This window comes from Mycobacterium sp. E3305, from assembly GCF_001666785.1.
GTDB lineage: Bacteria > Actinomycetota > Actinomycetes > Mycobacteriales > Mycobacteriaceae > Mycobacterium.
Map to the genome: position 1 here is coordinate 1 of NZ_LZJA01000086.1, position 10,754 is coordinate 10,754.

General features: G+C 66.6%; 11 protein-coding genes, 1 tRNA gene and 1 pseudogene. 6 read left to right on the forward strand and 7 right to left on the reverse strand.

What is annotated here, in order from left to right:
• Positions 1 to 161, forward strand: a pseudogene (locus tag A5701_RS08750) (glutathione peroxidase); the annotation flags it as partial.
• Between the two features lie 116 nt (positions 162 to 277).
• Here A5701_RS08750 and A5701_RS08755 read toward each other — a convergent pair.
• Positions 278 to 952: a TetR/AcrR family transcriptional regulator gene (locus tag A5701_RS08755; RefSeq protein WP_067751291.1), complete on the reverse strand. Its 675-nt coding sequence runs from the start codon at positions 950 to 952 to the stop codon at positions 278 to 280.
• Positions 953 to 1,222: 270 nt separating this feature from the next.
• Here A5701_RS08755 and A5701_RS08760 point away from each other — a divergent pair, with 270 nt between their 5' ends.
• Entirely contained in the window at positions 1,223 to 2,434 is a 1,212-nt protein-coding gene (locus A5701_RS08760; RefSeq protein WP_067751294.1) for a cytochrome P450, read from the forward strand.
• Positions 2,435 to 2,474: 40 nt separating this feature from the next.
• Here A5701_RS08760 and A5701_RS08765 read toward each other — a convergent pair whose 3' ends face one another.
• Positions 2,475 to 3,071 (reverse strand): TetR/AcrR family transcriptional regulator, encoded by a 597-nt coding sequence (locus A5701_RS08765; RefSeq protein WP_255396789.1) that lies wholly within the window; start codon positions 3,069 to 3,071, stop codon positions 2,475 to 2,477.
• Positions 3,072 to 3,177: 106 nt separating this feature from the next.
• Between A5701_RS08765 and A5701_RS08770 the strand changes: the two genes are divergently transcribed.
• From A5701_RS08770 to A5701_RS08780, 3 genes are all read left to right on the forward strand, one after another.
• Positions 3,178 to 4,059 (forward strand): SDR family oxidoreductase, encoded by an 882-nt coding sequence (locus A5701_RS08770; protein ID WP_067751315.1) that lies wholly within the window; start codon positions 3,178 to 3,180, stop codon positions 4,057 to 4,059.
• Positions 4,056 to 4,376, forward strand: coding sequence for a hypothetical protein (locus A5701_RS08775; protein WP_231972793.1), 321 nt, complete (start codon positions 4,056 to 4,058; stop codon positions 4,374 to 4,376). The genes A5701_RS08770 and A5701_RS08775 overlap by 4 nt, the downstream gene beginning before the upstream one ends.
• 72 nt (positions 4,377 to 4,448) lie before the next feature.
• Positions 4,449 to 5,681 (forward strand): cytochrome P450, encoded by a 1,233-nt coding sequence (locus tag A5701_RS08780; RefSeq protein ID WP_197504946.1) that lies wholly within the window; start codon positions 4,449 to 4,451, stop codon positions 5,679 to 5,681.
• Positions 5,682 to 5,735: 54 nt separating this feature from the next.
• Here the strand turns inward: A5701_RS08780 and A5701_RS08785 are convergent.
• From A5701_RS08785 to A5701_RS08800, 4 genes are all read right to left on the reverse strand, one after another.
• Positions 5,736 to 5,812: transfer RNA gene (locus A5701_RS08785), tRNA-Met, on the reverse strand.
• Positions 5,813 to 5,949: 137 nt separating this feature from the next.
• The gene (locus tag A5701_RS08790; protein ID WP_067751308.1) at positions 5,950 to 6,486 is read right to left on the reverse strand and encodes a cupin domain-containing protein; all 537 of its coding nucleotides are present in this window, start codon (positions 6,484 to 6,486) and stop codon (positions 5,950 to 5,952) included.
• A gap of 22 nt (positions 6,487 to 6,508) precedes the next feature.
• Positions 6,509 to 7,207 carry a nitroreductase family protein gene (locus tag A5701_RS08795; protein ID WP_067751310.1) on the reverse strand — a complete coding sequence of 233 codons (699 nt, stop codon included), beginning with the start codon at positions 7,205 to 7,207 and terminating at the stop codon, positions 6,509 to 6,511.
• Positions 7,208 to 7,220: 13 nt separating this feature from the next.
• Positions 7,221 to 7,871: an HD domain-containing protein gene (locus A5701_RS08800; RefSeq protein WP_067751312.1), complete on the reverse strand. Its 651-nt coding sequence runs from the start codon at positions 7,869 to 7,871 to the stop codon at positions 7,221 to 7,223.
• A 73-nt stretch (positions 7,872 to 7,944) separates the two neighbouring features.
• Here A5701_RS08800 and A5701_RS08805 point away from each other — a divergent pair, with 73 nt between their 5' ends.
• A complete protein-coding gene (locus A5701_RS08805) occupies positions 7,945 to 8,925 on the forward strand; it encodes a GlxA family transcriptional regulator (protein ID WP_197499208.1) in 981 nt (326 codons plus the stop codon).
• A 127-nt stretch (positions 8,926 to 9,052) separates the two neighbouring features.
• Here the strand turns inward: A5701_RS08805 and A5701_RS08810 are convergent.
• Positions 9,053 to 10,754: UPF0182 family protein (locus A5701_RS08810; protein WP_197504947.1), on the reverse strand; the 1,702-nt coding region annotated here is incomplete at its 5' end.

The window sequence follows — 10,754 nt, forward strand, 5'->3', positions numbered from 1 at the left end:
CCAAGGCCGCCGATTCCGCCGGCGAGGCCGGCGACATCCAGTGGAATTTCGAGAAGTTCCTGATCGCACCCGACGGTCAGGTGGTGCAGCGGTTCCGGCCCCGCACCGCGCCCGACGCCCCCGAGGTCATCAGCGCCATCGAGGCGGTGCTGGCGCGCTAGGCGGGCCAGGCAGATCGGCTTCGCCTGCGGGCCTGGCCGGACGTGAAACCACGGACCACCGTCGGGTCAGATCGGTCTGCGATCGAGGGGCAACTCGACGGCGCGTGCGACTGCGGTCAGGCCGGCTTGCTGGGAGCCATTCGTCGGCCGGCCGACGCCAGAGCGGTCAGTGCGTCGACGTCACGGGTCAGCTGTTGGTACAGCACAGCAGGTCCCAGCCATCTGCCCAACAGTCTGCGGAGTGCCACCGGGTCAGATTGTCGCTCGGGAGGGTCGAGCAGAACCGATTGCAATGTGCGCACAGCGACTTCGATGAGATCGTCGATCGCAGCGTGATCAAAGCCGTGAGCTTCCCAGTCGACGTCATATCGTCGAAACATCTCTCGTCCGAGGCTAATTGCGGCGCCGACGGTAGACGGGGCCGACGCGCCACCGGGTAGCCGGGTCACCATGACGCGCGCCATCAGCGGGTCGCCGGCGAACTCCTCGGCGGTGAATGCCACCCCTTCGACGAGGGCCGCGGCCGGATTCGTCCAGCCACGCAGGTGGTTGGCCAGACGATCGAGAAAGCCGTTGGCAGCCCGCATTTGGCTGCCGATGAGTAGCGCTTCGGCGCTGGGAAAATAGCGGTAGACGGTCTGCCGACTCACTCCCAGAATCCGGGCGAGATCGCTGATGCGAACGGCGGCCGATCCGCCTTCCGCCACCACGGAGTCAACCGCGTCGAGGATCCTGTTGACCGCCTCCTCGTCGGAGGAGGGCGTTTGACCCGACCACCCATGACTACGCACAGAAAATCCCCATCTGCCGCTCCAGCCCTATGTGGCGTGACAATCTACGACTGAACGTATGGCGAGATCCGGCCGCACGTCAAGTGCGACCAGGCGTGTCGAATGGATTAGGGCGCTGTCAAACAGACTTAGCGGCGTACGGCGGCACCCTCCCCTGCCGAAAGGCGCTTAGACGTAACATCTTGACGAATTCCGTCTTGTCATCTGGCGTCGCGTCTGTTGTGATACCGGGAGGAAGCGCGGAGTTTCCCCTGCAGCGGGAGGACGGCCATGACCACAAGCCAGGCCAGCGACATTCGCTACGACCCGTACGATATGGGGCTTCTCGCCGATCCCTATCCCGTGTTCCGGCGGCTCCGCGAGGAGGCGCCGCTGTACTACAACGAGCAGTACGACTTCTACGCGCTCAGTCGTTTCGACGATGTGAGTCGTGCGCTTGTGGACACCGGCACCTTCAGTTCAGCGCGCGGAATGATCCTCGAAGTGATCAAGGCCAACATCGAGATATCGCCTGGCATCATCGTTTTCGAAGACCCACCGGTTCACGACGTTCACCGAAAGCTGCTCGCGCGGATCTTCACCCCTCGCAAGGTCGCAGAACTCGAGGGCAAAATTCGAGCGTTTTGCGCACAGTGCCTGGATCCCCTCGTCGGCACTGGACGATTCGACTTCATCGCCGATCTCGGCGCCCAGATGCCGATGAGGGTCATCGGGATGCTGGTCGGCATCCCCGAGCAGGACCAGGAGCGCGTCCGGGATCGCTCGAATGCGTCGTTGCTCACCGAGGCCGGCCAGCCCATGACCCTGGCCAAGGGCATCAACCCCGACGAGGCTTACGACGAGCTATTCGCCGCCTATCTCGACTGGCGCGTCGAACACCCCTCCGACGACATCATGACAGAGCTCCTCAACGTCGAATTCGATGACGAGACTGGGGTTCGCCGACGGCTGACCCGCGAGGAAATCCTGCTCTATATCGGGCTCATCGCTGCCGCGGGCAACGAGACGACGACCCGGCTGCTCGGCTGGGCGGGAAAAGTTCTTGCCGACCATCCCGGCCAGCGGCGCGAAATCGCGGCTGATCCTCACTTGATTCCGCAGGCGATAGAGGAGCTGCTGCGCTACGAACCTCCCGTACCGCACCTGGCCCGCTACGTCACTCGCGACACCGACTGGTACGGCCACACGGTGCCCGAGGGCAGCGTCATGATGCCGCTGATCGCCTCGGCCTGCCGTGACCATCGCCAATTCCCGCCCGACGGCGACCTCTTCGACATCCATCGCCAGCCGCGTCAGCATCTGGCATTCAGCGTGGGAGCCCACTTCTGCCTTGGAGCCGCGCTGGCCAGGCTGGAGGGGCGGGTGGCGCTCGAGGAAATCCTCAAGCGCTTCCCCGAATGGAACATCGACACCGACAACGCGCGCCTATCGTCCGCCTCGGCCGTCCGCGGCTGGGAATCGATGCCGGCGTTCGTCTCATAGCCGGTGGGCGATCGAATTCGCAGATCGTCGCGAACCGCGGTCAATGAGGACCGAGTCCTCGCGTCAGCGTGTCGATAAGCCCGTCGTACCGGTCGAGCGTTTCGCTCACGGGTGTTGTCGCGCTGAGTATTCGATAAAGGATTGCTCCGATCAGCGCGTCGGCGACAGCCTCAACGTCGGCGCCGGCCTGAATCTGACCCTGAGAGATCCCTTTTCGCAACCGGTCCTGCACCGCGTGGTGGATGCGACCGGTGAGTTGCCGGTAGAGGCTGTCTCGGTCGTCGAGATTTTCGGCAGCCGCCGCGGCGAGTGCTCGGATGAGCGCGGCATTTTCCGACGCGGCTGTGCGTGCGGCGTATTCGCGCATCCACGTTCGTAGATCATCGACGCAATCGCCGGTGTCGGGTAGCGCGAAGTCAGCCGGGGGGTACTGCTGCATGACGGCTTCGGCCACCAAGGGCGCTTTCGACGGCCAGCGCCGATACACCGTCTGCATGCCGACCCCCGCCGCTGCGGCCACCTTGTCCATCGATATCCCGGCGTAGCCGACGTCAACGAGCAGCGAGCGCGTCGCCGCCAGGATCGCCTCGTGCGCGGCGGCGCTTCGCGGTCGGCCTCGGCGAGGTTGGCTCACCACACGACCCTAAGCCCGCCGCCCTTTACACCGGCGGCACCGTGTGACACTATTTACGAGAATAATATTCTCGAAATTCGATCGCTTCGACTGCCCGGTGGAGGTGCCGATGCGTGACGTGTGCGTCGTCACCGGGGGCGCGGGAGGCATGGGGCTCGCAGCCGCGAAACTCCTGGGACGAGACCACTCGATCGTGCTCTGCGATGTTAGTCGCGACGGTCTCGACGCGGCGGCGAAGGAACTGGAAGCCAGTGGCGTCGAGTGCAAGACCTCCGTCGTCGACATCACCGATGACCAGTCCGTCGCCGAGTTGGTCAGCCAGGCAATGGGATTCGGCGTCGTCAGATCGGTCGTTCACGCCGCGGGCGTGAGCCCCAGCATGGGTTCGGCGGAATTCATCGTGCGCATCAACGCCCTGGGCACGCTCAACGTGAACGAGGCGTTCTACCCGACCGTCGAGGACGGATTCGCGATCGTCAACGTCGCGTCGGTCGCGGCGCACATGTTTCCCCGGGTCATGGTCCCCCGCCGTCATTTCAAGCACGCGCTACGCGACCCCGATGCCTTCATGAAGAAGATGACCTCCGCCTGCAATATCGCCCCGGCCGCCATGCGGCCGGGGTTCGCCTATTCGATCAGCAAGAATTTCGTTACGTGGTACTGCTCCTCGCAGGCCGCCAGGTTCGGCCGTCGCGGTGGACGAATCGTCTCGGTGTCGCCGGGCACCATCGACACCGCCATGGGCAGGCTCGAGGAACGAACCGGCTCGGGAGCGCTCGCCGAGCGGTCCGCGCTGCGGCGCATCGGCGAGCCAAGGGAGGTTGCCGAACTGCTGGCGTTCTGCGCAAGCGACAGAGCCAGCTATCTCACCGGCATCGACATCGTCTGCGACGGTGGCGTTCTGGCAGCCTTGACACCGAGAGCCAAACTCGCCACAGCCCGTCAAGCCCTCGCAACCCTCTTCGGCCCGAAGAGGAGCGGAAACCGTTGACCGTCATCAAGATTCGGCGTCGACAGAACCGACCCGTGCACGCGGCCGCCGGGATCTGCGCCGGGTTGGCACACTTCCTGGCCCCGAGCGTGTTCGAGCCGTTCAACCGCCTCGCATTTCCCCGGCACGCGCGTGCCTTCACCTACATCAACGGTGGCATCGAAACGACGCTCGGAATCCTGGCGGCCATTCCCCGCACTCGACTACACGCGTACACCCTGGGGGTGTGCTACCTCGCCTACCTCACAACCTGCATCGTCGCGACCCAGGTTCGATCGCGGCGGTTCAGCGGTCGCGATAGCGGCGCGATCGGATAGGCCAGCATGGCCGCGAAGCAGACCATTCAAGGAGCAGCAGAAGGCGCCCGACTGCTTGGCCATGCCGTGCGGATGAATGTCGCTGCCGCCGTCCGCACCCGCGGCCGCGGCCGCGCCGGGTGGACCGGCGCGGTCAACACCGACTACGACCCGCAAGACCCCGCCACCGCCGCGGACCCGTACGACGCGTACCGCGCCCTGCACCGAAGCGGCCGCGTGCACTACAACCCCCGGCGCGCCACCTTCATCGTCAGCCGCCTCGACGACGTGCGGGCCGCGCTGCGCGACACCGACCGGGTCACCAGCACCCAGGGGGTCACGCGCGTGCGCATGTCCGCTCCGCTGGCGGTGCTCACCGACGGTGAGGAACACACCCGGCTGCGCAAACAAGTCCAGCCGGGATTCAGCAAGGGAGCGATGAGGTCCTGGCAGGAGATGACCGAAAAACTGGCCATCGACCTCGTCACCGAAGTGATGGACGACCCCGGCTGTGATGTCGTGCAGCGCTTGGCCATACCGATGCCTATACGCCTGATCGCCCAGATCCTCGGAGTGCCCGACTCAGACGCCGGCGACTTCCGCCGCTGGTCCGAACGCGCGGTGGGAGTCATGGAGCTGAGGCCCACTTTCGCGGGTGTCGTCGACGCGGCCAAGTCGGCAACGGGGATGGTGGCGTTGTGGCGTTATTTCACAGCGCAATTCGCTGCGGGTGGACTCAAGGGATCGACCACCGTGCTCGGGCGGCTCATCGAGCACAACACCGATGGCAGCCTCACCGACCGTCAGCTCCTGCTCATCGCCATCCACCTGCTGATCGCCGGCAACGAGACCACGACCAACCTGCTCGGCGGAATGTTCGACACGCTGGCCCGACGGCCCGACCAATACGACCTGATTCGCGCCAACCCCGACCTCATCCCCCTGGCCGTGGAGGAACAGCTTCGCTTCACGACGCCGATACAGAACCTGTACCGCTACACCCGCGCGGACTACCGGATCTGCGACGTCACCATCCCCACCGGATCACGCGTGCTGCTGTCCTTCGGCGCGGCCAACCGTGACCCCAGCGCGTTCGACGATCCCGACGAGTATCGCGCCGACCGGGACCCGCGAACGCACGTCGCCTTCGGCTACGGCGCACACATGTGCCTGGGCGCACCGCTGGCCCGCATGGAAGCCCAGGCGGTACTGCGCCAACTCGTCAGCCGCGTCGCCCGAATCACCCCGGCGGGTCCGACACAGTGGTCGCGTCACAGCTCGCTACGCGGACCCACCCGGCTGCCGATCCGCCTGGACCCCGCCTGAGGTTAGTTCGGCACCAAAACGGCCCCCGGAGTCTCCTCCGGGGGCCGTTTCACTTGGTAGCGGGGACAGGATTCGAACCTGCGACCTCTGGGTTATGAGCCCAGCGAGCTACCGAGCTGCTCCACCCCGCGTTGGTGAATGCCAGGTTACCGAACCCGCATCACGGCGACCAAATCGCGCGGTCACGGGGTTGCCGCGCCGAGATTGCCGCCGTGGTCGTGGACAGGGCGCCGACCACAGCCATGACGGCAATCTCGGCGGCAACGGGTCAGTGCGACGGCGCCTTCAGCCCGTAGCGCCGGGCGATGTCGTCCATCCAGTCGGGCGACCCGTACGTCAGCCCGTACTTGTCGGCGAGTTCGCCGAACTCGGGCAACTCGTGCAGGACCTTGCCGACCGGGTCGTCGGCGTGCTCGACGAGCAGCTCGCCGAGCTCGCGGAAATAGTTCTCGAACCCGCCCGGGGTGATGACCTCGATGATGCGGCCCGGCTCGCTGCCGGCGTTCCACATCGCGTGCATCTGACCGCGGGGCTTGGTGATGTAGCCGCCGGGCCCCAGCACCACCTCGCTGTCGTCGGAGCGGAAGCCGATCTCGCCGGCCAGCACGATCGAGTGCTCGTCCTCGCGGGTGTGCCGGTGCGCCGCCGTGAGCAGGCCGACCTCGAACGGGTGCTCGACGATCGACACCTCGCCCCCGGTGGTCTTGCTCGTCAGCTTGAACACCGCCCCGAACCCGGGAAGGGCGACGTACTCGCCCTCGCCCGGCCGTACCACGGTGACGCCGATGTCGTCCTGCTCGGTCATGTGACTCATCCTCCCGGTCCCGTCAACCCGCCGCGGCCAGGCCCGCCGCTTCGCTCGGCGGCCACAGCGGCTGCGGAACCTCGACACCGAACGGCTTGCCCCAGCCGTTGCGGGACGAAACCTCGTGCACCGGGCGGCGATTGGCTGCCACGCCCCACTTGCCCAGTGGGTAGCCGAGGGTCAGCATGGCCGACATCTCCCAGCCCTCCTCGACGGGCACGCCCAGCATCTCGTTGACCTTGTCCCGGAAATTGTTGAGCACCATCGTCATGACGCCGCCGACGCCCTCGGCCCGGGCCGCGAGCAGAGCGCTCCAGATCGCGGGGTAGATGTTGGCGCCGCCGAGATCGTCGATCGCGAACACGAAGAGCAACAGGGGAACTTCGTCGAAGTGGTCGGCCAGGTAGTTCCCGGACCCCTTGATGCGGCGCATCGTCTCGGCGTGAGCGGTGAGGTCCACGCCGGGCCCCGGCACGACCATCGGTCCCTGACCCACGCTGAACTTCTCGTATTCCAGCGCGCGGGCCTGCCGGAACAGTTCGCCGAACTCGTGGATGAGTTGTGGACCGTCGACGGCGACGAAGTGCCAGCGCTGGGTGTTGCCCCCGTTGGGCGCCCGGACCGCCGCATCGAGGATGCGGGCCTGCACGTCGCGCGGGATCGGGTCCGGCCGCAGCCGGCGCATCATTCTGGTGGTGTAGAGCGCCTCGTGAATGTCCATCTGTCCGCTCCCTTCATTCCGGCCAGCTGTTGTTGAGGATCTTGTCGACGAAGTCGACCCGCTCGAAGGTGGCATCGAAGTGCGCCAGCACGTCGGCGTTCATGGTGCCGGCGGTGGTGAGCGGGCGGTGCTTCATCCCGTCGTTGAACGCGGCCAAGATGCGCTGCTTGAACTGCGGGCGCGGGTGGGCGGCGGTCACCGCGGCGAGGGCGTCGGGGGCCAGGTCGTCGCGACCGATGCCGACCACGTCGACCTCGACACCGGCCTGGAGCAAAGCGACCTCGGGATCCAGGAACTCGGGCACGCCGGGTGTGGTGTGCAACGCGATCCCGAGCCACACCTTGGCGGCGTCGGCCTCGTCCACACCATGCGCCGTCAGGAAGTCCCGGGCCGCGTTCGCACCGTCGACCTCGAAGCGCAGCGAGGAGGTGCCGTAGCGCTCGGTGAGCCCGAGGTCGTGGAACATGGCGGCGACGTAGAGCAGCTCCAGGTCGGGCTGCAGCCCCCGGCGCAGGCCCTGCAGCGCGCCGAACAGGAACACCCGCCGCGAGTGGTGGAACAGCAGGTCGTCCTCGGCGTCTCGAATGAAATCGGTGGCCTCGCGCACCAGCGCCGAGTCGGGGATGCGGATGCCGGCGATGCTTTCCATTGACTGAGTATTCATGCCGTCAGTCTGCGGCCGCACGGCCGAGACGACCGTGGGCGTTCGGGCCGTCCTGTCCACAGAAAGCGACACAATGTCTTACGTGGCCGAGACCGGAGCGCATTCGCGGGTGGTGGTGATCGTCGTCTTCGACGACGTGACGATGCTGGACGTGGCGGGGACCGGCGAGGTGTTCGTCGAAGCCAACCGGTTCGGAGCCGACTACCGGCTCAAGATCGCGTCGGTGGACGGCCGGGACGTCACCACGTCGATCGGCAGCCGACTGGGTGTCACCGACCGGATTTCCTCGATCGAATCCGCGGATACCGTGCTGGTCGCCGGCAGCGATCACCTGCCCCGGCGGCCGGTGGATCCCGCGCTCGTCGAGGCCGTCAGGTCGATAGCGACGCGAGCCCGGCGGATGGCATCCATTTGCACGGGGTCGTTCATCCTCGCCCAGGCCGGCCTGCTCAGCGGCCGGCGCGCCACCACGCACTGGAACGAGACCCGGCTGTTGGCCCGGGCCTTTCGCGATGTCACCGTCGATCCCGACGCGATCTTCGTCCGCGACGGCGACGTGTTCACCTCGGCCGGGATCTCGTCCGGCATCGACCTGGCGCTGGCGCTGGTCGAAATGGATTACGGGACCGAACTGGTCCGCAACGTGGCCCGGTGGCTGGTGGTCTACCTCAAACGCGCTGGGGGCCAATCACAGTTCTCGGTGTTGGTGGAGGCCGATCCGCCGCCGCAGTCGCCGCTGCGCGCGGTCATCGACGCGGTCGCGGCCGACCCGGCCGCGAACCACAGCGTGAAATCCCTTGCGGCCCGAGCGTCACTGAGCACCCGCCAGCTGACCCGGCTCTTCCAATCCGAGCTGGGCATGACCCCGGCCCGCTACGTCGAGCTCGTTCGAATCGACTTCGCCCGTGGCGCACTGGAATCCGGCCGGTCCGTCAGCGAGACCGCGGGCATGGCCGGCTTCGGCAGCATCGAGACCTTGCGGCGGGTGTTCGTCAACCACCTGGGCATCAGCCCCAAGGCCTATCGGGACAGGTTCCGAACGGCCTTCGCGTGATGGCTATTTCGTGTGCGCCACATCGGCGAGGGTGCGCAGAATGCCACCCTTTTCGGCGTGTCGGTGTACAGACACGCACGCTCGCGGTCGGCCGAAACGGTCGGCTGGAATGGACGGGGCCTGAGGGCTATTTGGTGTTGTTGTACTTGGTGATCGCGTCGTCCAACCGCTGCAGCGCGGCGCCGTAGCCGGCGAAATCGCCCTTCTTCTGGGCGTCCTTGGCCGCGCCGAGCGCGCTCTGAATCTCTTGCAGCGCGGCGGCTTTGGCCGGGGACAGCGTCACCGACCCGTCCGGCACCGGCGGAAGCGCCGTCGGCGGCGGCGATCCGGGAGGACTGGCAGGCACGGGCGGAGTCACCGGCGGGGGCGCCTGGGGGTTGCCGGCGTCGGTGGGCTGGATACCCGTCGCGGCCGCGCCCGCGCCGGGACCGAACAGCCCCGTCAGCGCGTCGCGCACCGTCGGGCCGTACCCGATCTTGTCGTTGTACATCATCGCCACCCGGATCAGCCGCGGGTACGACGACGCGGCGTCGCTGGCCCCCGGGGAGGCGTAGACGGGCTCGACGTACAGCAGGCCGCCCTGACCCACCGGCAGCGTGAGCAGGTTGCCCCAGCGGATCCGGTTCTGGTTGTCGCGCCCGATCACGCCGAGGTCCTGCGACACCGCCGGGTCGGTGGTGATGGCGTTGTTGGCCAGCTTGGGCCCGTTGACCTGACCCGGGATGGTCAGCACGGTGATCCTGCCGTAGGTCGCGGGGTCGGAGCTGGCGCTGATGTAGGCGGCCAGGTAGTCGCGCTTGAACCTGTTCATCGCGCTGGTCAGTTGATACGACGACGAATTGTCGTTCTTGGCAATGTTTTTCGCCACGATGTAATACGGCGGCTGATAGCTGCTGGCGGTCGGGTTCGGGTCCAGCGGCACGTCCCAGAAGTCCGAGGTCGAGAAGAACGTCACCGGGTCGTTGACGTGATACTTGGCCAGCAGCATCCGCTGCACCTTGAACAGGTCCTCGGGATAGCGCAGGTGCTCGGCCAGCTCGGGGGTGATGTCGCTCTTCGGCTTGACCGTGCCGGGGAACACCTGCATCCACGCCTTGAGCACCGGGTCCTGCTCGTCCTGCTGGTACAGCGTCACGGTGCCGTCGTAGGCGTCCACCGTGGCCTTCACCGAGTTGCGGATGTAGGAGACCTGCTTGTCGGGGGCCAGCTTGTTGAACGCCACCTCGTTCGAGTCGGCGGTCGCCGACTCCAGGGAGGTGAGCTCGGAGTACGGATAGTTGTCCAACGTGGTGTAGCCGTCGATGATCCACACCAGCCGCTTGTTGACGATCGCCGGGTAGACCGAGCTGTCGGTGGTCAGCCACGGCGCCACCGCCTCCACCCGGCGGGCCGGGTCGCGGTTGAACAGGATCCTGCTGTTGGAACCGATCACGTTGGAGAACAAGAAGTTTCGCTCCGCGAACTTCGCGGCGAACACGCTGCGCGACAGCCAGTCCCCGACTGGAACTCCCCCGAGCCCGGTGTAGGTGTAGTTCTTGGTCTCGGCGCTGGTCTCGTAGTCGTATTCGCGGTCGGCGCCGTTGCGACCGACGATCGCGTAGTCGGCTGAGGTGTTGGCGATGACGGGCCCGTAGTAGATGCGCGGCTGGTCCAGCGGCGCGGGGCCGTCGGACACCACGTTGCCGTTGGCGCCGACGACGTTCACCAGGAACTCGGGATAGCCGCCGTTCTGGTTGGGGTCGTTGGCGACGCCGCGCACCGTGTTCGCCGGCGAGGCGATGAACCCGTTGCCGTGCGTGTAGACGCTGTGCCGGTTGATCCAGTCGCGC

What these genes read in the sequence shown, in the direction of transcription:
- A5701_RS08790 (WP_067751308.1), bottom strand. Translation starts at nt 6,486, where the DNA reads ATGACCGAGCAGGACGACATCGGCGTCACCGTGGTACGGCCGGGCGAG.
- A5701_RS08760 (WP_067751294.1), top strand. Translation starts at nt 1,223, where the DNA reads ATGACCACAAGCCAGGCCAGCGACATTCGCTACGACCCGTACGATATG.
- A5701_RS08780 (WP_197504946.1), top strand. Translation starts at nt 4,449, where the DNA reads ATGAATGTCGCTGCCGCCGTCCGCACCCGCGGCCGCGGCCGCGCCGGG.
- A5701_RS08795 (WP_067751310.1), bottom strand. Translation starts at nt 7,207, where the DNA reads ATGGACATTCACGAGGCGCTCTACACCACCAGAATGATGCGCCGGCTG.
- A5701_RS08805 (WP_197499208.1), top strand. Translation starts at nt 7,945, where the DNA reads ATGTCTTACGTGGCCGAGACCGGAGCGCATTCGCGGGTGGTGGTGATC.
- A5701_RS08770 (WP_067751315.1), top strand. Translation starts at nt 3,178, where the DNA reads ATGCGTGACGTGTGCGTCGTCACCGGGGGCGCGGGAGGCATGGGGCTC.
- A5701_RS08800 (WP_067751312.1), bottom strand. Translation starts at nt 7,871, where the DNA reads ATGAATACTCAGTCAATGGAAAGCATCGCCGGCATCCGCATCCCCGAC.